Source organism: Streptomyces sp. NBC_01224 (assembly GCF_036002945.1).
Taxonomy (GTDB): Bacteria; Actinomycetota; Actinomycetes; order Streptomycetales; family Streptomycetaceae; genus Streptomyces.
The window spans coordinates 7,672,526-7,697,497 of record NZ_CP108529.1 but is presented as its reverse complement, the minus strand read 5'-3'; the positions used below and the strand labels follow the sequence as shown (position 1 = coordinate 7,697,497).

Below are 24,972 nucleotides of genomic sequence, written 5' to 3'. Positions count from 1 at the left end.
CAGCATGACCTGGCCAAAACGCCCAACCGCCCCTATCCGCGCGGGTTGTTAAACAAGGTCCTGGAACCCGCCAGGCTGACCTCCTTTCCTCGCGTCCGGCACAAGGGGCAGAAGGAGCTGCCCAAGTTGATCAGCAGGTTCGCGCCGGCCGCCCGGCGGGCGGCGGCGACACGCACATCCTGATGGGGATCGTCGTCGGGGGCAGCGCCTTCCTCGAAACCTTCATCCTCTTCGGCGTCGACCCTGGACACTATGACGACGCCTTCGGCCCGAGAAACTCGACTTGCTACTCGCTGTCTGGGGGAACGAAAACGTCACCTGGTCCGGCCGCCATCACCGCGCACTCGACGACGTGCCCGTGCCGCCCCGCCCCCAGGAGGACTTGCTGCCGCTGTGGCTTGCCCTTGTGCTCTCCGCGCGAGCAAGCGTGGTCGATCGGCGACGAAGGGTTCGGGCGGGACGCCGGGCCCCGCTTCGGCGTCCCGCCCGCTCTCACACGCCTCTCACCAACTGTGCCGACTCCTCAAGACTCGAATGCCCTGAGCTGGCATTACGCGCCCGCCCTGGACTGAATGGACGCGACAGGACGGTCTCTACGACCTGTGCCAGGTTGGACCGTCACGGCCCAGGGCGGGCAGCCATCTCGATATCAGTGGCCGGACGCAGTTCCTTCGGAGGGACGGGTACGCACAGGGCGGAGATCTTGGAGCCGAGATCGCCCCTGGGATGCCGGCTGAGCGCCCGCTACAGTCACTCAGCGTGCCTGCGACAGCGCCAAGTTTCGTCTCCCCCGTCCGTCACGGCGGCCCTCCCTGGGGAGAATCTGGGGAGAATCAGCGCTGCTGGGGAGCGTCTAGGGAGAATCGACTACATAAAACGGCACGCCCCTGAAAGGCCCTGAAAGATTCATCGGCGCTGGTCAGAGGCGAATGAAGCTGCATCGCTCCAGGTCAGCCCGACGTGGTAGACAACTTCACAATGAAGTGGTCGAGATGGCGCCGCCGACACCAGGCCCGGGCCCACCGCCGTCACTACACACGGCGCAGTCACTCCTGCGCGGGACAGGCCGGGCGAACCCGCCCCGCACTCGATACCACCTCGCTACAATTCCCGCACCCAAGCCGTTGACCAGGGCATACACCCCGGCTGGAGTACTAGCCCTGAAGCACTTCAGGGCCCCCTGGCCAGAGCGGGCAGGGAACCTGCAGGGCTCAGGTAAAAGAGCCGCACTCGAAGCCTCGTCAGGTTGCACCTGTCGCGGCGTCATTGACGAGGTCGAGCAGTCTCTCCAGGCGGGCCAGCTGGTGGATGTCCAGCGAGCCAAAGAGTTGCTGCAATATCTGCTCACCGGCCTGTTCCGCCGTTGCCAGCGCTGCCTGTCCGGTGGCGGTCAGGGAGACGGTCTTGCGGCGGCGGTCCTCGGTATCGCTGGCCCGGGTGATAAAACCGTCGCGTTCGAGGGCTTCAACGGTCTGCGTGACGGAGCGTGGCGCCTGGCCGAGAGCCTCGGCGAGCTCGGCCTGGTGCAGTGCGCCGCGCCGGGCGAGCAATTGCAGGACTTTGGTGCGGGACAGGGACAGACCGGCGGCGGTCATGCGCTGGTCGACCTTCTCCCGTACCTGGTAGGCGACGGACAGGAAGTGCAGCCCCACCCGTTCGCGGCCGTCGACGGCGGCCTTTGCCTCGTGCTCACTCATGGTGTCGGGTATCGTCCCACACAGAGTTAATGAGGTACCTCACGAATGGAGTCGAGTGATGGACCGTCCCATCGCCGTGATCACCGGCGCCACCTCCGGACTGGGCAGAATCACGGCCCTGGAACTGGCGCGCCGCGGCTACCGCATCGGCGCGGTGGCGCGCTCCAGGCCCAAGGCCGAAGCGCTGCTCAGTGAACTGCGGTCAGCCTCCCCCGATGTTCAAGCGGACTTCTTCTTCGCGGACCTGGGGCTCGTGTCCCAGGCGCGCCGGGTGGGTGAGGAGATCGCCGCGCACTATCCCCGGCTGGACGCGCTGGTCAACAACGCGGGCCTGCACGCGTTCTCCCAGCGCACCACAGCCGAGGGTCTCGCGGAGATGACCGCGGTCAATTACCTCGGCCCGTTCGTGCTGACCGAGACGCTGACGAACACGCTCCTTGCATCCGGCCCGGCACGCATCGTCAACGTCGCTTCCGAGGCCGCGCAGCAGGCCAAGACGATCTCGCCGGGGCCAGACCTGCGCCGCACCGACCCCTATACGCGGCGGGAGTCGATGGCTCTGTACGGCCGGACGAAGCTGATGACCATCATGTGGACCCAAGAGCTGGCCCGGCGTCTGCATGCCGCGAAGGTCACGGTCAACTGCTGCGATCCAGGCTTCAACGCCACTGGGCTCGGCCGGGACCTGCCCGGGTCCGGGCTGCTGCAGCGCGTGCTCAACCTCCTGAGGGTGGGCGATCCCCGCAGGGGCGCCCGGATCATCGTGCGCCTGGCCACCGATCCGGCTTTCGCCGACACCAGCGGAGGCTACTTCTCCGTGCGCGACGCCAAGGCGCTGCAGTGCCCCGAACCCGGCCGCAGCGAGCGCGTACAGCGGGAGCTGCGGGTGCAGACGGTGGCGCTGCTCGCCGGCCTCGGCGCTCCGTAACGGCAGTCGGGGCCGAGGCCGGACAATGAGACCCTGACCAGGCAATATGCCCCCGCCCCTGGATAGGGTGGCACGCCCTGCACACAATCACATCTCACCATTTCTCACGCGCTTGGGCCAAAACCCCGTGCAGGCCCTCCCACGTCGTGGCGGCTCTGCGGAAATCCTCTACGTCGGCGGGGCCGGAGCACGAGCATCGGCCCATGGCGCGGGAGGCGGGGGTTCCTCCTGGACGAGGGCCTCTACCCACTATGAATCCGCATTCTTGACGCCCGCCGGGAGGAGCTCCGTCAACATCCGATCGAGTGCGGTGTCGATCTCCTCGCCGCAGTACACCTCGGCTGACCGCGTCCTGACCACGAAGTCACGCACATCGGCCGATGCCATCCTGACGACACACCAGGCCCATCCCGAGATGAGTTCGACGTCCGTCTCGTCCTCACCGTGCGGACGCACTCGCACATCACCCTCGCCCGACGGAAGGATGAGCCCAGTGGCAAGCAGATCCCGACCGAACACCCAGGTGGCGACCGGCGGCTCGTTCTCGGTCACGTGGAAATCCATCCGAATCGCCAGCGGATCGTCCGGAAAGTTCCGCATAAGCAGGGGCACTTCATGCCATTCACCCACTACCGACTGTACTGTCACGTTGATTCTCTTCTCAACGGGGAGTCTCATGCCAATTCCTTTCGCCACACTCGAAACTACGGGTTCTCCGGATGGCGGCGAGCCTCCCCAAGCACGCGATCTTGACCTCGTGCGCACACCTTGAAGATCAGGGCCAGCCCGGTCGGCTCGTCGCCCGTACCGCGTCCCGGATCAGGTCGGCAACCTGCTTGGGTTCGGACAGGGCGACGGCGTGGGAGGCGTCCGGGAGCTCGACGACGACGGCCCCGGCGCGCTCAGCGCCGAAGCGCTGAACATTGGGGTTGATCGCGCGGTCAGCCCCGGCCACCAGGGCCCAGGACGGCTTCGTCCGCCACGCGGCCGCAGAGGCCGTCTCGGTGAAGGCGACGGCGGCGAGCGGGCGTTGGGCAGCTGCCAGGACCCTGGTGACGTCCTCGGCCACATCCGCGGCGAAGACGGAGGGGAAGGCCGCCTCGTCGATGGTGACCTCAACGGCTGATTCGCCGTCGAGGTGGGGGTACGTCCACTCCTTCAAGTTGCTCGCCAGCAGGGAATCGGGGAAACGCCCCTGCAGCTCGCCGAGGCTCTCGCCCTCATACGGTATGTACGCGGCGACATACACGAGCCCGACGACGTTCTCCGCGGCGCCGGCCACGGTGATCAGCGCGCCGCCGTAGGAGTGACCGACGAGTATGACGGGGCCGTCGATCTGGGAGACGACGTAGGCGACGTAGGCGGCGTCGGAGGCGAGGCCGCGCAGTGGGTTCGGCGGCGCGATCACCGGGATGCCGCGGCTCCGCAGTTCCGAGATGACGCCTATCCATGCTGCCGCGTCGGCGAAGGCGCCGTGCACGAGGACGACAGTGGGGGTGGGGGTGGTCATGGGGAGGTTCTCTTCTCGGTGTCAGGTCGCGTGTGGGGCGTCGCGCAGTATGCCGAAGGTGCCCACGGTAGAGCCGAGGGGACGACACCCCTTGCGCACCGGCGCACCACCGCTGTCACGACAGCGCACCCCCCAGGCGATGCGGGGCCATGGAGAGTCGGTGCGGGGGCTCCTGCGGTGACTCAGGCAGGAGTCGGGCCGAGGACTCCTGCAGCGGTGTGCGAGACCGGCGACGGTGAACGGGGAACGCGGGCGCCGGTGACCGTCGCGGCGAAGACCGAGCTCGCCGGCGATTGCCATTCGCTGGGGGGGGGGTGCCTCTATGTCGTTCGTCAATCCCGCGCTGTCGGTTTTGTGGGTGTCGGTCCTGTTCACGCGGCGAGGGCGATGGTGGGGGTTCGGGACTCGTAGAAGGTTCCGTCGCGGAGCATCGCGAACAGGACGCTGATGCGTTGGCGGGCGAGGCGGAGGAGGGCTTGAGTGTGGGTTTTGCCGCGGGCGCGTTGCTTGTTGTAGTAGGTCCGGGAGGCGGGATCGGCGTTCATGCAGGCGAAGGCGGAGAGGAACATGGCCCGTTTGAGCTGCCGGTTGCCGCCTCGGGGTGCGTGCTCGCCGTGGATCGATGTTCCCGAGGACTTCGTTGTGGGGGCCAGGCCCGCGTAGGAGGCGAGGTGGGCGGCGGTGGGGAAGCTGGTGCCGTCGCCGACGGTGGTCAGCAGGACTGCGGCGGTCCTGACGCCGACGCCGGGCATCGAGGTCAGGACCTGGGAAAGAGGGTGTGTCTCCAGCAGGGTGTTGATCTGGGCTTCCAGGGCTCGGCGCTGTTCGTGGACAGCTCCCAGCGAGCGGGCCAGGGAGGGCACGACGGTGTCGAGGGTGCCGGTCCCGGGGACGGTTACGGTCTGCTCGTCCAGTGCGTCGAAGACCTCGTCGATCAGCCGGGCGGCCATGCGTGGGGCTTTGGGGCGGATGAGCTCGACGAGTCTGTGGCGGCCGGCCTTTCGCAAGGCGGCTGGGGATCCGTGGCGTTCAAGGAGCCAGGTGACGGCCTGGTGGTCCAGACGCGGACCCAGGACGCGCTCCAGGCTGGGGTGGAATTGGGTGAGCAGGCCGCGTATCCGGTTGCTGGTCCGGGTGGCCTCTGCGGCGAGGTCCTGGTCGAAGCCGACCAGGACGGTCAGCTCGGCGGTGATCTCGTCGGTCAGTTCCAGCGAGCGCAGGGTGTGGGGCAGAGTGCGGGCGGCATCCGCGATCACCGCGGCGTCCTTCGCGTCGGTCTTCGCCTCGCCCGGGTAGAGATCGGCGATCCGGCGCATCGCCAGTCCGGGCAGGTAGGCGACCCTGCAGCCCGCGTCCCGGGCGACGGCCAGGGGCAGGGCGCCGATGGAGGCGGGCTGGTCCACGATCACCAGGACGGTGCCGAACTTCGCGGCCAGCTTGTCGAAGACGGCCCGCAGTTTCGGCTCGCTGTTGGGCAGCTGCTTGTCGAAGACCTTCTTCCCGGCCGGGGTCAGCGCGTGCCCGTGATGGGCGCTCTTACCGACGTCCAGGCCGAGGAACACGCCGACGTCTTCGGTGTCGAACATCGCACCCTTCCCAAGGGGTTGGCGGTGCTGGCCTCGGCAGAGGTGTCGTGCGCGCGCATCCACGTTATGCAGACCTGCCGCCCGCGAGCTGTCCGGCATTGCGCCGGACCGGACGGTGGCCGGACCTCTCATCAGCGTCTCCGACGGCACCCCCAGGCCCGGTGACACCACCCCCCAGGTCATCGAGTTCGACAGGGGGACACAGTCATGCCGGGCCCGGAGGCCAGCGGCCCCGTTGCAGGACCGCGAAAAAGATAACGGGGGGACATGCCGTACGCGCCCCTGAAGGTGCGGCTGAAGTGCGAGGGGCTGCTGAAGCCCCAGCGGTGTGCCACCGCGTCCACGGTGAATCTCCGGTTTGACCGGCTCAACTCGACCTGCAGGACTCGAGCCTGCGTCGCCGTACCCTTTGGCTCACCGTGATGCCGTCGTTCTGGAAGAGCTTGTGCAGGTACCGGACGGAGATGTGGTGGGCACGTGCAATCTCCGGTGAGAGGTTCGGGTCCTTCAGATGCTCTTCGATAAAGGCCTGGATCCGGGACAGCATCTCGTTGCCGCCACGCGACCCGTCGGCCGCCTCGTCCGCCGTGCTCGTCTCCAGGAGTTCCATGACCAGTACGGAGAGGAGGTGAACGGCCGTCCGGGAGAGCCGGTCCCTGATCGTGGACCGGCGGAACTCCGCCTTGGCGGCGAGCGAGGACAGGAAGTCCGACACCAGCGTGCCCGGCCCCTCTCCGCCGCGCACGGGCACACCCACCACCTGGTCCACTTCCGACTCCGTGACTCCCAGATAGCAGAGGGGTACCGGGAAGAAGGTCATCCGGCTGTCGTCGCGGACCTCACCAGGTGACGCCGGGCCGGGTCACAGAGGACCAGGTCGTTCGGCTCCAGGACACGCTTGGCGCCATCGCGGACAATCGTGACCGGCCCGCGGACATGCATGCCGAGGTGAAGGAATTTCCTGTCCCCTCGCCCGGCATTCCGGAAAGAATCTGGACAAGGGGTCGGGTCACCGGAACTCCACACCGTATGGTTCCTCGGCCAGGAACTTCTCGACCACTGCGTTGAACGCGGCCGGGTTTTCGAGGAAGGGGAAGTGCGAGCTCGCCACGTCGAAGGGGAAGACGTGCAGTCGCGCATCGGGAATCTGCTCGGCGATGAAGCGCTGCGAATCGGGGTGCACATGGCTTCCCTCACAGCCGATCACCAGGGTCGGCACATCGACCCGGGGAAGCACGTCGCGCCAGTCCTGAGCGCAGTGGTCGAACAGCAGAGGTACACCGGCGTAGGCGGGTGTCGCGGTGATCTGCTCGGCGACAAAGGCGAGCATCTCCGGGTCGGGCTCGCCGGAGAACATGCCGCGTACGAAATCGGCACGCACTTTGTCGCCGCCCGGCGCCGCGAGTGCGGCGCCCAGAGCGAGAAGTGCCGACACGTCGAAGATGGCGCCGGAGTCCTGCTGCTCCCGCTTGGTCATCCAAGGAACGGCGGCGACGGCTGCCGGCTGGTCCACGGCGACGAAGCGCCGGATCCGTCCGGTGCCGTACTGGTCGATGAAGCTCCACCACACCGAGACGCCCATGGACCAGCCCAGCGCGTCGAACCGCTCCAGCCGGAGATGGTCGACGAGTTCGAGCACGTCGCGCGAGAGGCGAGCGATGCGATAGCCGTGATGCGGCTTGTCGGACAGCCCGTGGCCGCGCAGGTCGATGGTGACGACGCGACGGCCGGGGGACAGATCCGCGACCTGGTGGCGGAACATCTCCTGCGTCTGGCCCCAGCCGTGCAGCATGACCAGGGGCACGCCCTCGCCACCACTGTCTCGGTACGCGAGCCGTGTCCCGTCCGTCGTGATCAGTTCTCTCATGGCATCTCTCCTGGCCGCGGTCTGGCTGTCGAGCCCGCCTCGTCCCCACAGTGTCGGATGCGGCGCGGCGCCGTTGCCACCGCGTGCTGTAGGAATCGGGCGGGAGGTCATTCGCACTTCGTCGAAGCGGTGCCGGCCATGAGACCGGGCGGGGATCACGCGCCCACGTCGTCGCCCGTGGGGAGGAGTTCCTCGATCTTGAGCCCCAGGTGCAGAGTGAGCCGGTGTGTACCGTCGTCCAGGTCGAGTCCGGTGATCTTCTCGATCTGGCGCAGGCGGTAGTAGAGCGACGTGCGGTGAAGTCTCAGCGCGTCCGCGGTCTTGGGGATCGAGCCGGCGTGTTCGAGGAAGCACCGCAGAGTGTCCCGCAGCCGGTCGCCACCGTTGGCCTCGTTCAGGGTGCGGAGCGGCTTCGGGACGAGGGACTCGTTCAGTGCGTGCTCCGGGAGTTGGAGGAGCACGGCGAACTCCCCGAGCAGGTCCCAGTCGCCCAGGCTCTTCAGGGAAGGCCGCCGGCGCGCGGCGCGAGCCGCCACGAGCGCCTGCTCGTACGACCGCCACGCGTCGTGCAGGCCCAGGTGCCGCCCGCCGACGCCAATCACGGGGGCCGCCGAGGGGTCCAGGAACGTGGTGAGTTCCTCAAGGATGCGGGCGGACTGGGCGGCAACCTCGGCCGGACCGGAAGCCCGGTCGCTCAGCTGGACCAGGATCGCCCGCTCCTGGTCGATCGCGATGAAGCCCTGCGCCGATCGTGTCTGCCGGAAGCCTTCCAACGTCCCCCACAGGGCTGCCTCGGCCTGCCGCACGGGCTCCGTGCCGCGGCACAGCTGGACGACGGTGACCAGGACGTGCTCGGCGTCCCCGAGCAGCCCGGACTCCATCGCCCGCCGGCGTGCGGCGGTAGACGTGGCGACGTTGGTGTCGATCAGCTCCGACACCAGGGTCCGCTCGTCGGACTTCCGGGTGTCGGCGGCGAGGTGTTCCGCGTACATCTGGGCGGCCATGGCCTCGGCCGCCCGCGCGATGGCTTCGGTCTCCTGCTCCGCGAGCGCCTTTTCCGGCGCGACCACCATCAGAAGCCCGAGGAGGTACCCGCGCTCTCGCAGCGGCACGACGTAGCGGGGAAGCAGTCCGAGATCGTCCCGGCCCTCGATGAATCCGGGCTTCGGCCACTGGGCCACGCCCTGGGCCAGGACGTATCGGACGGTCGCGTTGTCGGCGCGGCCCTGCAGCAGTGTGCCGATGCGCACCGGGTCCTCGTCACCGAAGTGGCGGCTCGTGCAGATCACGCGAACCAGCGGGTCGTCGACCGCGACGGACCGGCCCAGCTTCTCGGCGAGTTCGTCGACAAGCGCCTGAAGCCCGGGGCTGCCAGGACGGGCCCGCTGAGGCCTTCCGGTCATGCACTGTTCCTCTCTTGACCACCTGTGAACTGCGGATCTTTTCTCCTTTCCGCAGCTCTAGATCATTCTGAGGAAGCGACGACGTCAGCACATCGCACGAATCGTCCATGGGGCACGACATCAACAGGGGATACGAAGCGATTACTCTCCGCTGTCGCGAGTCCCTACCAGCCGTGCCAACTCCGTTCGCGAGGCGATGTCGAGCTTGGTGAAGGCGCGGCGCAGGTGCGAGCTCACCGTGTGCGGCGAGAGGGAGAGCCGCTCGGCCACCTGAAGGTTCGTCAGTCCTTGGGCGACGAGCCGTGCCACCCGGACCTCGGACGCCGTCAGCTCGGGCCATTCCTTGATGTGTCCGGCCGACGAGGGCGGCCGGCGGACGCCCGCGGCCCGCAGACGTCGACGGACGCGTGCGACATCCCGCTCGGCGCCTGCCTGCGTGTAAAGGGCGAGGGCTTTGTCCAGGTACGGCACCGCTTCGGAGATACGGGTGGCGGCGAGCTTGCGGCCGGCGTCCTCCAGTGCCGACGCCCGGGCGATCGGCCGAGGGCAGTCCTCGTGCAACCGGACCGCGCGCAGGAGGTGACCGAAGTCGTTGTCGTGCAGCCCGCGGGCGTGCGCGGCCGTGGCGGCGAGGATCGTGACGCCGGGGTTGCGGGCGGCCCGTCGCTCGGCCACCGCGACCGCGAGCGCGGCCCGCTCGTGGGCGCCGGCCCGCAGCGCCATGCGGACGAGGACGGGGGCGTCTGCGGGGTCGACCGGGCCGACGAGGGAAGGCCGGTCCTCGGCGAGCGCCGCGATCACGTCGTCGAGTGCGGCCATGGCGTGGCCGGGCCGGCCTTCGCAGTCCGCCAGCAGGGCCAGCATCCACGAGCCCATGTTGCGGACGAGCGGTGCGCTGTCGCTTCGCATCCGCCGCGCATCGGCCGCGTACCCTCGTACGGCCTCCTGGTCGCCGGTGTGGAGTGCGACGCGCATCAGTGTGTACGAGAGCGTGAGGTCGGCGAGGTTGCCCATGCCGAGCTCGTCCGCCATCGCGGACGCGGCTTCCGCCTCGGCCCGGGCGTCCGTCAGCCGTCCGGCGTCGAGGAGGACTCGGGTGCGGATCATGAGCCACATGCGTGTGGCGGCCGCGTGGCCCGCCTTCCGGGTGTTCCAGAGGCCGGCCTGCGCGACGGCCAGCGCCTCCGCGGAGCGGCCGGCCGCGTTCAGCAGGAAGCCCTGCCACAGGGCCTCCGGAACCCACCCGGAAGGCACGATCCCCAGCTCGGCGACCTGGTCCACCTGACGGAACGCCTCGTTCCAGTCCATCCGGTGGAAGCTGACGATCGAGTCGACCACCCGGAAGGTGGCCTCGGCGGCCCGGTCCCCGGCCGCTTCGACGGTCCCCAGCGCTTCGGCCGCGGTCTGCTCGGCCGCCTCGTTGTCGCCCGACATCGACAGACTGAGACAGAGCAGCGCGAGCAGTCGGGCCCGCAGGGCCGCCGGGATCCCGGGCAGTGCCGCCCCGGCACGGGCCTGCCGGACCGCCTCGGAGAAGTCCAGCTCGCACGACAGGCGTGCCAGGCCGAGGCGTATCCGTGCCTCGTCCTCGGGCCCGAGGCCACCGGCCGACAGGGCCGAGTCCCCCAGGTGACGGGCCCGGGCCCGCTGACCCGTCTGCCAGAGCAGCGGGATCGTCTCGGCGACGACCGCCGGCCGTTCCGGAGCGTCCGCCGCGGTCAGTTCCAGCGCTCTGATGCTGAGGTCCGCGGCCGATCCGGGAGCGGTGGCCGCGAGTTCCGCCGCAGCGGAGCGCAGCCGGTCGACGGCCGCCCGCTCATCGTCCGCGCCACCGACCGGTGGCGCAGGGGGGCCGACCGGGAGTGTCGCGCTCTCCAGCAGCGCCTCGGCCTGACGGCGCAGCGGCCGGCGCACGGAGAGCGGAAGACCGGCTTCCAGCGCCTCGCGGATCAGCTCGTGGCGGAATTCCAGATGATCGCCTCTTTCGGTCAGCAGATCGGAATCGAGGGATTCCCGCACTGCGGTGATCAGTGCCGCCGACGACCTGCCGAGCAGTTCGGCAAGGAGGCCCACGGTGACCGGGTGGCCCGCGACAGCCGCCGTTTCCACGAGTTCGCGAGCCGCGTCGGACAGCATGTCGAGGCGGCGTCCGACGGAGGGCAGGGAGCGGATGGGGAACGCGCGGGCGGGGAGGATTCCGGCCGACAGCCGGGCCGTGCCGCTGTCGACCGTCACCACCCCCTCGTCCCGCAGCCCGCCGAGCAGCTCGGTCAGCAACTGCGGAACGCCGTCGGCACGGCGGGCGACGCGGAGGACGTCCGGGTCGGGAACCGCGCCCAGGACGTCCCGCGCGATCTGCGCGACCGCCGGGTCCGCGAGCGGGCCCAGAGCCACTTCGTGCGCGCCCGCCTGCTGGATCCTGTCCAGTGTCGTACGCACGCCCGGCGGTACGACGCTTCCGCTGCGCACGGCCACCAGCCACAGGATCGCGTGCGGCGAGAGTCGGGCCGCGAGGGTGTGGAAGGTGAGGAGGGTGAGGTCATCACACCACTGGAGGTCGTCGAGGATGATGAGCAGGGGCTCGCTCCGCGCCGCCTCCCGCAAGCGGTCCATCAGCTCCTGGAGCAGCCAGAACCGCTGGCTGGACACCGTGGCGAGCTCCCGGAGCCGGGCGGCGTCCGGCAGCGGCTTCTCCCCGGAGATCAGCCCGTCCAGCAGCGGGGCGAGCGGCACGAACTGGTCATCGGGGTCCGCTCCCCCGTGGAACACCCGCATCCCACGCCCCTTCGCGGATGCCGAAGCCTCCGCGAGGATCGTGGTCTTGCCACTGCCCGCGGGGCCTTCGACACGGACGATCCCGCCTTCGCGGCGGGCCAGCGAGTCGAGCCGCTCCTCGATGAAGGCCAGTTCCGCGTCCCTGCCGCGGACCGGCACGCCCACGCCGCCGGGGTGCTCGGGAAATGGCCATGTTGTCAATCGGGTCACTCTCATTCCGCCGCCCGGGGCCGCACCGGATGGGACTCGGTTCCGGGTGCGGTATCGGCGGATCAGTATGGAGCATGGGGCTGGCCCGATCTCCCCGAGGGTGTCCCCCGGCCTCAGTCGAAGCGCAGGTCGGCGAGTTGCCGTTCGAGCGCGGTGACGTCGTCCTCGGGCTCGGCACGGGCCGGGCGGGCGGCCATGAGCGCGGCCAGTTCGCCGCCCGCCCGCCGGATGCGCGCGGGAAGACCGTCGGTGTACTCGTCTCCCCCTGATCCCCAGTCCTCGGACGCCGCGTACACCGCCGTGGGGACGACGGCGGCGCGCAGATAGGCGAAGAGCGGGCGCAGGGCGTGCTCCAGGACCAGGGAGTGACGGGCGGTACCACCCGTCGCCGCGATCACGACCGGTTTCCCGGTGAGAGCGTCCGGGTCGATCAGGTCGAAGAAGGACTTGAACAGCCCGCTGTAGGAAGCCGTGAACACGGGAGTCACGACGATCAGGCCATCGGCCCCCGTCACCGCGTCGATCGCCGCGGCCAGTCGGGACGGTGGGAAGCCGGTGACAAGGTGGTTGGCGACGTCGCGGGCCAGTTCGCGCAACTCGATGACCTCGGTCGGCACGGTGTGTCCCTGGGCCGCGAGTCCGCCGCGGGCGGACTCGATGAGCCGGTCCGCGAGCAGGCGTGTGGAGGAGGGGGTGCTCAGCCCCGCGGAGACGGCGATCAGCTTCACGCGGCGCTCACTTCCCGCGCCGTCGCGGCGGCGGTGCCCCGTGCCGGGTGCGTCGGTGCGTTCGGCACGTCGGCCGGGCGTCCGTTCGCGAACTCCTTGCGCAGCACAGGCACGACCTCTTCGCCGAGGATGTCGAGCTGTTCCAGGACAGTCTTCAGGGGCAGGCCCGCGTGGTCCATCAGGAAGAGCTGGCGCTGGTAGTCACCGACGCTCTCCCGGAAGGCCAGGGTCCGCTCGATGACCTGCTGGGGAGAGCCCACGGTCAGCGGGGTCTGCTCGGTGAACTCCTCCAGCGACGGGCCGTGGCCGTACACGGGAGCGTTGTCGAAGTACGGGCGGAACTCCCGTACGGCGTCCTGGGAGTTCTTCCGCATGAAGACCTGTCCGCCGAGACCCACGATGGCGTCCTCCGGACGGCCGTGGCCGTGGTGGGCGTACCGGCGCCGGTACAGCTGGACCATGCGCCTGGTGTGGTCCGCCGGCCAGAAGATGTTGTTGTGGAAGAAGCCGTCGCCGTAGAACGCGGCCTGCTCCGCGATCTCCGGTGACCTGATGGATCCGTGCCAGACGAACGGCGCGACGCCGTCCAGCGGCCGGGGTGTCGAGGTGAATGCCTGCAGGGGCGTACGGAACGTACCCTCCCAGTCCACGATGTCCTCGCGCCACAGTCGGCGCAGCAGTGCGTAGTTCTCCTTGGCGAGGTTGATGCCCTGGCGGATGTCCTGCCCGAACCACGGGTAGACGGGCCCGGTGTTGCCACGCCCCAGCATGAGGTCGACCCGGCCGTCGGCCAGGTGCTGGAGCGTCGCGTAGTCCTCCGCGATCTTCACCGGGTCGTTGGTGGTGATCAGCGTCGTGGCGGTGGACAGGATCAGCTTCTCGGTGCGGGCGGCGATGTAGCCGAGCATGGTGGTCGGGGACGACGGGACGAACGGCGGGTTGTGGTGCTCGCCGGTCGCGAAGACGTCCAGGCCGACCTCCTCGGCCTTGAGCGCGATGGCGATCATCGCCTTGATGCGCTCGTGCTCCGACGGCGTGCGGCCGGTGGTGGGGTCGGGTGTCACGTCCCCGACGGTGAAGATGCCGAACTGCATGGGGTCTCTGCCCTCCTGTATCTGCCTGGGTCCTGTGGATGCGGGCCGTGGAAGCGGCGGGTGGGGCGTCACTTCGACAGGAAGGCGAGGAGGGCCGTGTTGACCTCCTCAGCGTGGGTCCACAGGAGGCCGTGCGGGGCGCCATCGATCTCCACGTAGTCGGCGGACGGGAGCATCCGGTGGAACGGACGCGCCGTTCCCTCGGCCGGGAGGATCCGGTCGGCCGTTCCGTGCAGGATGAGCGCCGGGACGTCGATGGCGGGGATGTCGGCGCGGAAGTCCGTGTACCAGGTGGAGGGCGCGGCCGCGGCCGCGAAGGAACCGCCGCCGGCCGCGACGTTCCAGCTGTTGCTCACCGCTTCGGCGCTGATCCTGGTGCCGAGGTTCTCGTCGAGGTTGTAGAAGTCGTTGAAGAAGGCCGTGTAGTAGGCGTACCGGTCGGCCTTGACGGCGGCGACGACTCCGTCGAAGAACTCCTGGGGGGCGACACCGCCGGGGTTGTCGTCGTTCTTGAGCAGGAACGGCTCCAGCGAGGCCAGGAAGGCGACCTTGGCGACCCGGCCGGAGCCGTACGCGGACACATAGCGGGCGACCTCACCGGTGCCCATGGAGAATCCGACCAGGACGGCGTCGCGAAGGTCGAGGGCCTCCATCACGGTGTTCAGGTCGGCGGCGAAGGTGTCGTAGTCGTACCCGGTCGTCGGCTGGCCGGACTGACCGAATCCTCGGCGGTCGTAGGTGATCACGCGGTAGCCGGCGTCGAGCAGGGCGGCACTCTGCCGCTCCCAGGAGTGGCCGTCGAGCGGGAAGCCGTGGATGAGGACGACCGGCTGACCGGCGCCGTGGTCCTCGTAGTACAGATCGATCGCGGTGGAGTTCTCCTGGCCCACGGTGATGTACGGCATGGGGTGCTTCCTCGTTCCAGTCGGCTGGTCCGCGCATCGGTGCGGCGCGGACTGCCGTCACGCTACGGTCGGCCCGGCGTCGCCTGTTGTCGCGTGACGCACCACGCCTTGCCCAGGTGCGCAGAGTTCGGCCCCGGATCAACCGGCGTCGGCCGGCTCGGCGTCGGCTCCCGCCAGCACGAGCCGGGTCAACTGGACCCTGGAGCTGACCGAGAGCTTGCGGAAGACCGACGCCAGATGGGTGTTCACCGTGTGCGGGGAGACGAACAGAGCGGCGGCGGCCGACCGGTTGGTGTGCCCCGCGGCGACCAGCCGGGCGACCTTGCGTTCCGAGGCGGTGAGCGCGGCCCAGCCCTGGGTGGGACGCGGCCGGGCCGCGGTGCGCCGGCCGGAACGGGTCGTGGCCCGGTCCAGGACCGCCCGGACCCGGTCGGCCTCGAAGCCTGCCCCCGCCTGCATGTACGCCTCGTACGCGCTGGTCAGCTCGGGTGTCGCGGCGCCGTCGCCGGTGGTCAGCAGGGCGCGCCCGAGGTCGGCGGAGGCGGCTGCGAGGTGCAGGGGGCGGGGTCCGGTCCGCAGGATCCGGACGGCCCGCTCCAGGAGCGCGTCGTCGGAGTTCACCAGGGCGGCCGCGTGGGCGGCGATTCCGTTCGGGGTCGGCACGGAGGGGTTGCGGGAGGCGTGCTCGGCCGCCTGGGCCGCGAGGTCCTCGGCCAGGGACCGGTCTCCGGCACGCAGGGCGATCCGCACGGCTTCGACGAACCGTGTGCGCAGGAGCCGCCATCGGACGAACGGGCTGTCCCGCTGGGCGGACCGGAGCAGCGCGGCCGCCGCCGCGTGGTCGCCGTCGGCGTCCGCGAGCACGGCCTCGAGGTACTGATGAGCGGCGTGGTTGCCCGCGTTCGGCCGGTCGGCCATGGCCGCCCTGACCACGCCGACGTGTTCCTCGGCGGCTTCGCGGTCGCCGCGCAGCATCGCGATCCGGCCCCGGTTGACACGCAGGTTGACGAGGTTGCCGGGCACACGGATGTCCGCTTCCAGCCGTTCAGCGGTGATGAAGTCGGCTTCCGCGTCGTCGAGCCGCCCGAGTCCCAGGTTCAGGCTTCCCTGGGCCCACATCAGCATCGCGGGGCGCAGGGGTTCGCCGTCCGCCTTCCTCAGCAGTTTCCGGGCGCAGTCGAATTCGTCCAGGTGGAGCCGGGCGACGACCTCCTCGGGCAGGAAGGCCGCGTCGAACGCGCTCAACGCCGTGTGATGGCCGGCGGCGGCGGCGCATTCGCCCGTGTTGAGGGAGATCTCGCCGAGGCCCCACAGCGCGATGACGCGGGCCTCTCGGTCGCCCGCACGCTCCGCCGCGGCGAGCGCCCGCTCCCCGGTCCTCCGCGCGACCGCGAGATCGTGTCCGCGCGACTGCGCCAGTGCCTGCAGCGCGGTCAGACGAGCGGATACGGCCGGGTCGGTGACGACGGCCAGTGCCGCCGTCGACCGGCGGGCCAGCTCGGGGATTTGGTCAAGGTGCCACAGCACGTCGCCGAGTGCGGACTGCAGGCCGGCGTAGACGTCCAGGGGCGGCAGTCGGGCGAGCAGCATGTCGCCGGTCTCCCGCGCCTGCGAGTAGCGGCCCGCGCGGGTCAGTGCGGTGATGGCCTGTTCTCCCATTCCGAAGGCCACGGGATCGTTGGGCGGCACGAGTTCCAGGGCACGCAGCGCCAGGTCGGCGGCGAGCTCGGGCATGACGGCGAGCACGTCCGCGGCGGCTCTGCCGAGCAGCCGGGCCGCCTCGTGATCACCGGGTTCGGCGCTCTTCAGCAAGTGCGGAACCGCGTCGGCGGCGGTCCGCCCCGCCGCGACGAGCCGGGTCGCCGCCTCCCGGTGCAGGGCTCTTCGTGCCGAGGGAACGAGGTCGGTGTACACGGCCTGGCGGAGCAGATCGTGGCGGAACACGAGGCGCTCGCCGTCGTCGTCGAGGAGCCCGGCGGCGAACGCTTCCCGCAGCTCGCCGAGGAGACCGGTCGCGGTTCTGCCGCTCAGGGCCGCGGCGTCGGCGAGCCGGAACGAGCGCCCCAGGACCGAGCCGATCCTCAGGAAATCGAGCGTGCCCGGCCGGAGCCCGGCCAACCTGCCGCGTACACCGAGTACCACCCGCTCCAGCGGCTCCGTCCCGTCCGCACCCGACGCCGCGATGCCCATGAGCATCTCGCCGGCGAGGAAAGGGTTGCCGCCCGACCCGTCGAGGAGATCCGTGACCTTCTCCGGTAGGTCCTCGCCGAGCACGTCGCACGCCAGCTCGGCGAGGGCCTCGCCGGACAGCGGACGCAGGGGAAGCGTCGTGGTCCGCTGACCGTTCCCGCGCAGGTCCGGGTCCTTCCTGCCGGCGAGCAGCCACAGGACCGGGGAGGCGAGCAGTCGTGCCGGCATGACGTTCAGCGCGAACCGGCTCAGCGGATCGGCCCAGTGCACATCGTCGATCGCGATCAGTACGGGCGTGCCCGCCGAGCGCTCCTCGATCAGCTGGGCCAGCCGTTCGACGAGCCAGACGCGCTGATCGTGGTGGCCCGCGAGCTGCGCGAAGTCCTCGGCCGACACCAGGGGCGGGTCGCCGTGAAGGAGGCCCGATGCAAGCGAGGCGAGCGGTGCCAGCTCATGGAGCTCCTCGGCGTGTCCCTGGCTGACGACGAACCCGTGGGCCCGTGCGATCGAGACCGTCTCCTCCAGCAGTACGGTCTTCCCGATCCCCGGCTCCCCCACGAGCAGAGCGATCGCGCCGCCCTCACCGTCACGCACGGCCCCGATCAGGGCACGCAGCCGCTCCAGCTCGGCTTCCCGGCCCCGCAGCCCCGGCCGGCTCAGCCTCCCGCGCATGGCCTCGTCGTTTTCTCCTGACCCGAACGCCTCCACCGCGGTCATCCCTTGACGGAGCCCGCGAGCAGGCCCCGGGCGAAGTGCCGCTGGAGGGAGAAGAAGACCAGCACCGGGACGGAGGCCGCCACGAACGCTCCTGCCGTGAGCCGCTGCCACTCGTTGCCGCGCGTCCCGGCCAGTGCCGCCAGTCTGACCGTGACCGGCGCGGTCTCGGCCGTCCCGCCCGACATCGCCAACGCCACCAGCAGGTCGTTCCACACCCAGATGAACTGGATGACCGCGAATGTGACCAGGGCCGGGCGGGCCAGCGGCAGGACGATCCGGAGCAGCAGCGTCCCGTGCGACGCGCCGTCGACCCGGGCGGATTCGATCAGGTCTCTCGGCAGTCCGGCAAGGAAGTTGTGCAGAAGGAAGATCGCGAACGGCAGGGCGAAGACGGTGTGGGCGAACCAGATGTGGCTGAACCGAGCCGGTCCGGTGGGGTTCCAGGCGGGCAGGAACAGCCATCCCCGGGAGAAGAGCTTCAGCAGGGGAACGAGCGCCATCTGAAGGGGCACGATCTGGAGCGCGAAGATGCCGACGACGAGTGCGTCGCGTCCCTTGAAGTCGATCCATGCCAGGGCGTAGGCGGCGAAGAAGGCCAGGACCAGGGGAAACAGCACCGACGGGAGGGTGATGACGATCGAGTTGACCAGGTGGTCGGCGAGCTGCCCCGACGCGTTCCTGCCTCCGAACAGCACCTCGCCGTAGTTGTCGAGCGTGACGTGCGGCGAGCCGAACATGGTCCACCAGCCCGTCGTCTTGATCTCGTCCTCGGGACGGAACGAGGAGAGGAAGAGACCGAGGGTCGGCGTCGTCCAGAGGAGCGCGATCACCACGGCGGCCAGCGAGAAGGCGCGGGAGCCCAGACGCTCCCGGGCACGGCTCATCGCGCGCTCCGCTGCGCTCGGACCTTGTAGGCGACGACCGGGGTGACCAGGGCGAAGAGGAGGACGGCGAGAGCCGCGCCGCGGCCTGTCTGGCCGTAGCGGAATGCCTGGTCGTACATGTCCTGGGCAATGACACCCGTGTCGAACTGACCGGCGGTCATGGTTTTGACGATGTCGAATGCCTTGAAGGTGCCGATCACCTCGGCGAGGACCACGACGAGCAGCGTGGGTCTGATCAACGGCAGAGTGATGTGCCAGAAGATCCGCCGGGGCGACGCGCCGTCCAGTCGGGCCGCCTCGGTGATCTCGCCGGGAACCGCCGTGATCGCTCCCGCCAGCAGGACGGCCGCGAAGCCCGCCTGCGTCCACACCATGGCCACGATGAGGAACAGGACGTTCCAGGAAGGGTCCACGAGCCACTGTCCCGGCGTGCCGCCGAAGGCCACGACGAGCTGGTTCAGCAGCCCGATCTGTTCCGCCCCGGCGGGCCGGTAGGCGTAGACGAACTTCCACACCAGGCCGGCGCCGACGAACGAGATCGCCATCGGCAGCAGGACGAGGGACAGGGCGAGTGCGCGGAACCGCGACCGTACGACGGCCGCCGCGTAGAGAAGGCCGACCGCCGTCACCAGCAGGGGCACCAGCACCACCCAGAGCAGGGTGTTGCGCAGCGCGACCAGCGCGTCGGGATCGGTGAACATCCACGCGTAGTTGTCGAGTCCGACCCATGCGTCCCCCTCCCCGTCCATGAACGACAGCAGCAGGGTGCGCAGACCGGGAAGGAGAAGACCGACCGTCAACAGCAGCAGCGCGGGAGCCAGCAGCAGGAAGGCCGGGCCCCGCCGCCGCATCGGCCCCCGGTGCACGGCGAGGAGGATCAGGCAGACGACCGCCGTGAACACGCCTGTTCCCTGGAGAAGGTGCAGCAGCTTGGGCTGCTGTGCCACAACATCGAACGACATCAGGGGCGCGGCCAGGACCGTTCGACAAAGTCGGCCATCGCCTCGGTGCTCTCTCCGCCGATCCAGTCGACGACAGCCTTCCAGAACGTCCCGGCACCCACCGCCGCGGGCATCAGGTCCGAACCGTCGAACCGGAACTGTGTCCGGGGATCCTGGAGCAGCTGGATCGACAGCTTGTCGACCGGGCCGGCGGCGTCGGCCGGATCCACGCCCTTGTTCGCCGAGACGAACGGACCCTTCTTCATGCGCGCGTTGGCGAAGTCCGCGGTCGCCAGGTACTCCTGGAAGGCGCGGACCTCGGGGCGGTCGGAGAACGCGGCGGTGAACACGCCACCGCCGAGCACCGGACGGCTGGTCCTGTCCATTCCCGGCAGGAGGAAGGCGAACACGTCCTTGTCCGGCCCGATCCCGGTACCGTCGGGCCAGTGCTCGGCGTAGAACGAAGCCTGGCGGTGCATCGCGCAGTCGCCGGACAGGATGGGCGTGCCGCCCTCCTGGTAGGCGATCGAGGCCATCGACCGCGCCGGACCGTACCCGCCGTTGGCGTACCGGTCGTTCTTGAGGACGGATCCCACCGTGTCGATGGCTCGGATCACTCGCGGGTCGTTGAAGGGAATCTCGTGAGCGACCCACTGGTCGTAGACGTCCGGCCCGAGCCGGCGCAGCAGGACGTCCTCGATCCAGTCCGTCAGGGGCCAGCCGGTCGCCTCACCGGATTCGATGCCCGCGCACCACGGCTTGACCCCCGATGCCGCGACCTTCTCCGTCACGTCCATCAGCTCGGACCATGTGCGGGGAACGCTCAGTCCCCTGTCCCGGAAGAACTTCGGCGAGTACCAGACGAACGACTTCACGTTCGCGACCAGTGGAGTGCCGTAGAGGGTGCCGTCCACGGTGGCGTAGCTGTTCCAGTCCGCCGACCAGCCCTGCTTCGCCAGTGACGCGAGCCGCGCGCCCGCGGGCTTGAGCTTCCCCGCGCGCGCGAAGCGTTCCAACAGCCCCGGCTGCGGGAAGAACGCCACATCCGGCGCGTTGCCGCCCTCGACCCGGATCTGGATCTGGGCCTCGAACTCCCCGTCGCCCTCGTACGCGACGTCGATGCCCGTGCACTGCGCGAAGTCCGCCCAGGTCTCTTCGAACAGATCGGCTTCCCTGTCCCGGTTCTCCGCGTAAACGGTGACCTGCGTGCCGGGGTGCTTGCCGTACCGTGCGTAGGGTCCGCAGTCCTTGCCCTCATGGGGCTGAGAACTGCTCTTCGGCGCACCGCAGGCGCTGACCGTGACGGCGAGGGTTGTGACGGCGAGCGCGAGTCTCGCGCCGAACCTCATGGGTGTGCTTCCTCCGATCGCTCACCAGGTGTTTCTTGGTGAGCGACCGGAGGCTATCAGCGCTCGAACACCATCGCCCAATCGTTCGAGCCCACCCCGGAGGGTGGGCTCGAACGGGGCCTCGGGCCGGGCGGGCACGACCCGGTGCAGGGCCAAGCGTCGCGTGCTTCAGGGACCGACGTGCTTCAGAGACCGAAATGTGCGCGGCGCGCCTCGGGCACCAGGTCGGCGTACTCGGGGTGCTTGCCGATCCACCCCCGGATGAAGGGGCAGTACGGCAGGACGCGCAGCCCGCGTGCCCGGGCGTCGTCGAGAGCGCCCCGGGCGAGCATCCCGCCCAGCCCCCGGCCCGCGAACCGGGGATCGGTCTCGGTGTGGATGAAGGCGATCTCGGTCTCGGAGAGGTGGTACTCGGCGAAGCCCGCGGTCTCGGCGCCGTCGTCGCCGGCGAGGATCTCGTACCGGGACTTCTCGGGGCGGTCCACTACCTGCGGTTCCATGGGTGCTCCTGTGCGGTTGCGGTGTTCGTGCTGCGGCTGTGCGTTCAGAGCGTGCGGCGCACGCCCGCCTGGCGTTCCAGGTTGCGGAGCTGGACCGCGAGGTCGCCCTCGACGGCGGCGTGGGCGGGGCCGCTGCGGCCGATCGGCAGCACCTCCTCGCTGCGCATGTCCTCCAGCATCAGGGCGAACGCCGCGTACATCGCGACGAGCGCCACCACGAGGCCGAGAGCCCCGGACGTGCGCGTGAGCCATTCCGCGCCGGTCAGCCCCGACAGACCGGTGGCCGCCCAGCGGGGCATCGAAACCACCAGGACGAACCACAGGGCCCGCTTCGGCCGCGTCACGGCGGCCATCAGCGCCCCGAAGCAGAGGAAGGCCAGATTGAAGACGCCCAGCACGCGGAGGCCATCCGGCGCGCCGGTGAGCATGACGAGCGCGTAGGCCAGCCAGCTGCCGGCGAACGTTCCCATGAGCGTCGCGGCGATCACGTCCCGGGCCCCGAAGGCCAGGATGCTCACCAGGAACTGCAGGGCGAAGGCGGGCAGCACGCACAGGGCGACGGCCTTCCGGGCCTCGGTGTCGAAGAGCCCGAGCTGCAGGCACCCCGTCATCACGGAGGCGATCGCCACCGTGAAGAAGCCCAGCGGCATGGGCGAGGCGATGGGGCGCAGGTTGATCCGGGTCATCGACCGGAGGTCCGGTTCGAAGCGGCGTCCCGGTGAGGTGTCCGGCTGGTCGCCCGGCGCGTCCTCGGCGCCGGCAGCGGGGACGGAAGCGGTACTCATCTGGTGGTTCCCTCGTTCAGTGCGCGAAGCAGGGGTCGTGGAACGGCGGAGGCGTATCGGGGGTGGAGCCACGTGCGACGCGCCACTGGCGGTGCTGCTCGGACTCGGCGACGGCCTCGGCCACGAGCGACGCCTGGCGAGCACCGCCCTGGTAGCCGCCGAAGTGGGCCACCGGGCTCCACGCCGGAGCGACCGGTGGGAGCGCCTCGTCGAGCCCCTCGTACTCCGCGCTCGCGTAGACGATGCGGCCGCCGACGACGGTGAGCACGGACTCGATGTCGGGGATGGCCGCGTCGGGCACGGTGAGGTAGTCGTCGGACAGGATCGCGAGGTCGCCGTAGCAGCCTTCCCGCAGGACTCCCTTGACGTCCTGTTCGCCGGTGAGCCGCGCCCCTCCCCGGGTGTAGAGGCCGAGTGCGGTCTCCCTGCTGATCAGGTTCCCGGCCGGGTAGAGCGCGGTGCCGCCGACGGTGCGCCCGGTCACCAGCCAGTGGAGCGCGACCCACGGGTTGTAGGAGGAGACACGGGTGGCGTCGGTTCCGGCGGCCACGGTCAGGCCCCGGTCGAGCATCGCCCGGACCGGCGGGGTGTGGGCGGCGGCCTCGGCGCCGTAGCGGTCGCGGAAGGCGGTGCCCTGGAAGGACATGCGGTTCTGGATGGACAGGGCGCCGCCGAGGGCCGCGATCCGGTCCAGGCTGTCGGCCGAGACGGTCTCCGCGTGATCGAAGAGCCAGCGGTTGCCACCGGGGAAGAGCCCTTCCGCCGCGAGCTTCTCGAAGACGGCCAGATCGCGCCGGATCGTTTCGTCGTAGGTCGCGTGGAGCCTGAAGCCCCAGCCGTTCTCCATCAGGAGCCGGACGGCCTGCTCGAACTCGGTCTCGTACCCGGCGGCGAGTTCGGGCCGGGGCTCGGAGAAGTTCTCGAAGTCGGCGGCGGCCCAGGTCAGGTTCTCGCCCGCGCCGTTCAGCCGGAGCCACTCGTCCCCGTCCTCGGGCTTCACCATCTCGGTCCAGCGCTTCAGGTCGGCGAGCTCCTGGCCGGCCGTCTGCGGGAACAGGTGATAGGCGATGCGCAGGGAGAGTTCCCCCGACCGGGCGAGGTCGACGACCGTGGCGTAGTTGTCGGGGAAGTTCTGGAACCCGCCGGCGGCGTCGACCGCGGAGGTCAGTCCGAAGCGGTTGAGCTCGCGCAGGAAGTGTCGCGTCGACGTCCGCTTGTCGGCCTCGTCGAGCGTCGGTGCCTTGGCCAGGGTCGAGTACAGGATGAGGGCGCCCGGCGCGGCGAGGAGGACCCCGTTGGGTTCGCCGTCCCGGCCCCGTACGATCTGTCCCCCGCGCGGGTCCGGGGTCTCCTGGGTGAATCCGGCGGCCCGCACCGCGGCCCGGTTCATCAGGGCCGACTGGTACAGGTGCAGGACGAATACCGGGGTGTCGGGGGCGGCGGCGTTCAGCTCGGCGATGGTGGGCATCCTGCGCTCGGCGAACTGTTCGGCGGTCCAGCCGCCGACGACCCGGATCCACTGCCCCTTGGGGGTGCGGCCTGCCTGCTCGCGCAGCATGGCGAGGGCCTGCCGGAGGCTGCGCACCCCGTCCCAGCGCAGCTCCAGGACGTAGTTCAGGCCGCCCCGGATGACGTGCAGGTGCGAGTCGTTCAGGCCGGGGATCACCCGGCGCCCGAGTGCGTCGACGACCCTGGTTCCCGGGCCGACGAGGTGGGCGAGGTCGTGGTCGTCGCCGAGGGCCGCGACCCGGCCGTCGCGGATCGCGACGGCGCGGGCCTCGGGGCGGTCGGGGTCACCGGTGAACACCTTCGCGTTGCGGACGAGGAGGTCGGCCTGCGGGTGTTCCTGTCGCGGGCCGGGCACGAGGCCCGCCACAGGCATGCTCATCGACGGCCCCATCACGCCAGGGCCTTGCGCAGGGTGTCGATCGCGACGCCGATGGCGAGTTCCGCGCCTTGCGTCTCGCGCAGCGCGTTCAGCATGACGAAGTCGTGGATGACCCCCTGGACGCGCAGGGCGGTGACGGGGACTCCGGCGGCGCGCAGCTTCGCCGCGTACGCCTCGCCCTCGTCGCGCAGGACGTCGGCCTCGGCGGTGATGACCAGGGCCGGGGGCAGGCCGGTCAGCTGCTCGGTGGTGGCGCGCAGCGGAGAGGCGGTGATCCGGGCGCGTTCGGCCTCGTCGGTCGTGTACTGGTCCCAGAACCACTGCATGCCGTCGCGGCGCAGGAAGTAGCCCTCGGCGAACTGCTGGTACGAGTCGGTGTCGAAGCTCGCGTCGGTGACCGGGTAGAAGAGGACCTGCTGGGCGAGGCGGACGTCGCCGCGCTCCTTGGCGATGAGGGTGAGGGCAGCGGTCATGTTGCCGCCGACCGAGTCGCCGGCGACGGCGATCCGGGTGCCGTCGAGCTCCTTGTGGTGTCCCTCTCGGGCGATCCACTGGGCGACGCTGTAGTTCTGCTCGATGGCGACGGGGTAGCGGGCCTCGGGCGAGAGGTCGTACTCGGGGAAGACGACGGCCGCCCCGGTACCGACGGCGAGTTCGCGGACGAGCCGGTCGTGGGTGTGGGCGTTGCCGAAGACCCAGCCCGCGCCGTGGATGTAGAGGATGACGGGCAGGGGGCCGGTGACACCGCTCGGGCGCACGATCCGCGCGCGGATGTCGCCGGTCGGACCGCCGTGGACGGTGATCCATTCCTCGTCGACGGCGGGCAGCAGGACGCCGTCACCGCTCTGGACGTCGTCCACGGCCTTGCGGCCCTCCGCCACGGGAATCTGGAAGAGGAACGGCGGCTGGGCGGTGGCCTCGGCGAACGCCTGGGCGGCGGGTTCGAGGATCGGCCGGTTCGGCATGAGGGGTTCTCCTTCGGAGGGTGTGCGAAAGGGGTTCAGCGGGTGGTGCC

At 70.0% G+C, this 24,972-nt stretch carries 22 protein-coding genes; 1 reads left to right on the top strand and 21 read right to left on the bottom strand.

The genetic code is table 11. From position 1 onward, the window contains the following. Positions 1-32: 32 nt before the first annotated feature. Both OG609_RS34760 and OG609_RS34755 read right to left on the bottom strand, forming a co-directional pair. Positions 33-251 (bottom strand): hypothetical protein, encoded by a 219-nt coding sequence (locus OG609_RS34760; protein ID WP_327276453.1) that lies wholly within the window; start codon positions 249-251, stop codon positions 33-35. 990 nt (positions 252-1,241) lie between these two features. Continuing rightward, on the bottom strand, positions 1,242-1,697 hold the full coding sequence (locus tag OG609_RS34755) for a MarR family winged helix-turn-helix transcriptional regulator (protein ID WP_327276452.1): 456 nt from the start codon (positions 1,695-1,697) through the stop codon (positions 1,242-1,244). A gap of 58 nt (positions 1,698-1,755) precedes the next feature. Here OG609_RS34755 and OG609_RS34750 point away from each other — a divergent pair, with 58 nt between their 5' ends. Further along, positions 1,756-2,625, top strand: coding sequence for an SDR family NAD(P)-dependent oxidoreductase (locus OG609_RS34750; RefSeq protein ID WP_327276451.1), 870 nt, complete (start codon positions 1,756-1,758; stop codon positions 2,623-2,625). Positions 2,626-2,874: 249 nt separating this feature from the next. On the opposite strand, the gene OG609_RS34745 is transcribed toward OG609_RS34750, so the two are convergent. From OG609_RS34745 to OG609_RS34655, 19 genes are all read right to left on the bottom strand, one after another. Then, positions 2,875-3,303, bottom strand: coding sequence for an SsgA family sporulation/cell division regulator (locus OG609_RS34745; protein WP_327276450.1), 429 nt, complete (start codon positions 3,301-3,303; stop codon positions 2,875-2,877). A gap of 97 nt (positions 3,304-3,400) precedes the next feature. Continuing rightward, entirely contained in the window at positions 3,401-4,135 is a 735-nt protein-coding gene (locus tag OG609_RS34740; RefSeq protein ID WP_327276449.1) for an alpha/beta fold hydrolase, read from the bottom strand. 371 nt (positions 4,136-4,506) lie between these two features. After that, complete coding sequence (locus OG609_RS34735) at positions 4,507-5,721, bottom strand: IS110 family transposase (protein WP_327270875.1); 1,215 nt, start codon at positions 5,719-5,721, stop codon at positions 4,507-4,509. Between the two features lie 179 nt (positions 5,722-5,900). Beyond that, positions 5,901-6,092, bottom strand: a complete 192-nt coding sequence (locus OG609_RS34730; RefSeq protein WP_327276448.1) for an AraC family transcriptional regulator — start codon at positions 6,090-6,092, stop codon at positions 5,901-5,903. Beyond that, on the bottom strand, positions 6,089-6,541 hold the full coding sequence (locus OG609_RS34725; RefSeq protein WP_327276447.1) for a hypothetical protein: 453 nt from the start codon (positions 6,539-6,541) through the stop codon (positions 6,089-6,091). The genes OG609_RS34730 and OG609_RS34725 overlap by 4 nt, the downstream gene beginning before the upstream one ends. Before the next feature lie 189 nt (positions 6,542-6,730). After that, the gene (locus OG609_RS34720) at positions 6,731-7,588 is read right to left on the bottom strand and encodes an alpha/beta fold hydrolase (protein ID WP_327276446.1); all 858 of its coding nucleotides are present in this window, start codon (positions 7,586-7,588) and stop codon (positions 6,731-6,733) included. Between the two features lie 155 nt (positions 7,589-7,743). Next, a complete protein-coding gene (locus OG609_RS34715) occupies positions 7,744-8,991 on the bottom strand; it encodes a PucR family transcriptional regulator (RefSeq protein WP_327276445.1) in 1,248 nt (415 codons plus the stop codon). A gap of 141 nt (positions 8,992-9,132) precedes the next feature. Next, positions 9,133-11,976 carry an ATP-binding protein gene (locus tag OG609_RS34710; RefSeq protein ID WP_327276444.1) on the bottom strand — a complete coding sequence of 948 codons (2,844 nt, stop codon included), beginning with the start codon at positions 11,974-11,976 and terminating at the stop codon, positions 9,133-9,135. A gap of 113 nt (positions 11,977-12,089) precedes the next feature. Next, positions 12,090-12,704 carry an FMN reductase gene (locus OG609_RS34705; protein ID WP_327276443.1) on the bottom strand — a complete coding sequence of 205 codons (615 nt, stop codon included), beginning with the start codon at positions 12,702-12,704 and terminating at the stop codon, positions 12,090-12,092. Next, entirely contained in the window at positions 12,701-13,798 is a 1,098-nt protein-coding gene (locus OG609_RS34700; protein ID WP_327276442.1) for an LLM class flavin-dependent oxidoreductase, read from the bottom strand. Before OG609_RS34700 ends, OG609_RS34705 begins: the two co-directional genes overlap by 4 nt. Before the next feature lie 68 nt (positions 13,799-13,866). After that, positions 13,867-14,703: an alpha/beta fold hydrolase gene (locus OG609_RS34695; protein ID WP_327276441.1), complete on the bottom strand. Its 837-nt coding sequence runs from the start codon at positions 14,701-14,703 to the stop codon at positions 13,867-13,869. 138 nt (positions 14,704-14,841) lie between these two features. Next, entirely contained in the window at positions 14,842-17,610 is a 2,769-nt protein-coding gene (locus OG609_RS34690) for an ATP-binding protein (RefSeq protein WP_327276440.1), read from the bottom strand. Then, positions 17,607-18,494: a carbohydrate ABC transporter permease gene (locus OG609_RS34685; RefSeq protein WP_327276439.1), complete on the bottom strand. Its 888-nt coding sequence runs from the start codon at positions 18,492-18,494 to the stop codon at positions 17,607-17,609. The genes OG609_RS34690 and OG609_RS34685 overlap by 4 nt, the downstream gene beginning before the upstream one ends. Then, a complete protein-coding gene (locus OG609_RS34680) occupies positions 18,491-19,456 on the bottom strand; it encodes a carbohydrate ABC transporter permease (RefSeq protein ID WP_327276438.1) in 966 nt (321 codons plus the stop codon). Before OG609_RS34680 ends, OG609_RS34685 begins: the two co-directional genes overlap by 4 nt. Then, entirely contained in the window at positions 19,456-20,784 is a 1,329-nt protein-coding gene (locus tag OG609_RS34675) for an ABC transporter substrate-binding protein (RefSeq protein WP_327276437.1), read from the bottom strand. Before OG609_RS34675 ends, OG609_RS34680 begins: the two co-directional genes overlap by 1 nt. A gap of 185 nt (positions 20,785-20,969) precedes the next feature. Beyond that, entirely contained in the window at positions 20,970-21,284 is a 315-nt protein-coding gene (locus OG609_RS34670) for a GNAT family N-acetyltransferase (RefSeq protein WP_327276436.1), read from the bottom strand. Between the two features lie 44 nt (positions 21,285-21,328). Then, positions 21,329-22,069, bottom strand: coding sequence for an acetate uptake transporter family protein (locus OG609_RS34665; protein WP_327276435.1), 741 nt, complete (start codon positions 22,067-22,069; stop codon positions 21,329-21,331). A gap of 16 nt (positions 22,070-22,085) precedes the next feature. Continuing rightward, positions 22,086-23,951 carry an amidohydrolase gene (locus OG609_RS34660; RefSeq protein ID WP_442818089.1) on the bottom strand — a complete coding sequence of 622 codons (1,866 nt, stop codon included), beginning with the start codon at positions 23,949-23,951 and terminating at the stop codon, positions 22,086-22,088. Between the two features lie 17 nt (positions 23,952-23,968). Next, positions 23,969-24,922 carry an alpha/beta hydrolase gene (locus OG609_RS34655; RefSeq protein WP_327276433.1) on the bottom strand — a complete coding sequence of 318 codons (954 nt, stop codon included), beginning with the start codon at positions 24,920-24,922 and terminating at the stop codon, positions 23,969-23,971. Between the last annotated feature and the right edge of the window lie 50 nt (positions 24,923-24,972).

Coding starts and splice junctions, on each gene's coding strand:
- OG609_RS34660 (WP_442818089.1), bottom strand. CDS start 23,951: ATGCCTGTGGCGGGCCTCGTGCCCGGCCCGCGACAGGAACACCCGCAG.
- OG609_RS34750 (WP_327276451.1), top strand. CDS start 1,756: ATGGACCGTCCCATCGCCGTGATCACCGGCGCCACCTCCGGACTGGGC.
- OG609_RS34680 (WP_327276438.1), bottom strand. CDS start 19,456: ATGTCGTTCGATGTTGTGGCACAGCAGCCCAAGCTGCTGCACCTTCTC.
- OG609_RS34670 (WP_327276436.1), bottom strand. CDS start 21,284: ATGGAACCGCAGGTAGTGGACCGCCCCGAGAAGTCCCGGTACGAGATC.
- OG609_RS34735 (WP_327270875.1), bottom strand. CDS start 5,721: ATGTTCGACACCGAAGACGTCGGCGTGTTCCTCGGCCTGGACGTCGGT.
- OG609_RS34700 (WP_327276442.1), bottom strand. CDS start 13,798: ATGCAGTTCGGCATCTTCACCGTCGGGGACGTGACACCCGACCCCACC.
- OG609_RS34690 (WP_327276440.1), bottom strand. CDS start 17,610: ATGACCGCGGTGGAGGCGTTCGGGTCAGGAGAAAACGACGAGGCCATG.
- OG609_RS34655 (WP_327276433.1), bottom strand. CDS start 24,922: ATGCCGAACCGGCCGATCCTCGAACCCGCCGCCCAGGCGTTCGCCGAG.
- OG609_RS34720 (WP_327276446.1), bottom strand. CDS start 7,588: ATGAGAGAACTGATCACGACGGACGGGACACGGCTCGCGTACCGAGAC.
- OG609_RS34755 (WP_327276452.1), bottom strand. CDS start 1,697: ATGAGTGAGCACGAGGCAAAGGCCGCCGTCGACGGCCGCGAACGGGTG.
- OG609_RS34725 (WP_327276447.1), bottom strand. CDS start 6,541: ATGACCTTCTTCCCGGTACCCCTCTGCTATCTGGGAGTCACGGAGTCG.
- OG609_RS34715 (WP_327276445.1), bottom strand. CDS start 8,991: ATGACCGGAAGGCCTCAGCGGGCCCGTCCTGGCAGCCCCGGGCTTCAG.
- OG609_RS34740 (WP_327276449.1), bottom strand. CDS start 4,135: ATGACCACCCCCACCCCCACTGTCGTCCTCGTGCACGGCGCCTTCGCC.
- OG609_RS34685 (WP_327276439.1), bottom strand. CDS start 18,494: ATGAGCCGTGCCCGGGAGCGTCTGGGCTCCCGCGCCTTCTCGCTGGCC.
- OG609_RS34675 (WP_327276437.1), bottom strand. CDS start 20,784: ATGAGGTTCGGCGCGAGACTCGCGCTCGCCGTCACAACCCTCGCCGTC.
- OG609_RS34745 (WP_327276450.1), bottom strand. CDS start 3,303: ATGAGACTCCCCGTTGAGAAGAGAATCAACGTGACAGTACAGTCGGTA.
- OG609_RS34695 (WP_327276441.1), bottom strand. CDS start 14,703: ATGCCGTACATCACCGTGGGCCAGGAGAACTCCACCGCGATCGATCTG.
- OG609_RS34665 (WP_327276435.1), bottom strand. CDS start 22,069: ATGAGTACCGCTTCCGTCCCCGCTGCCGGCGCCGAGGACGCGCCGGGC.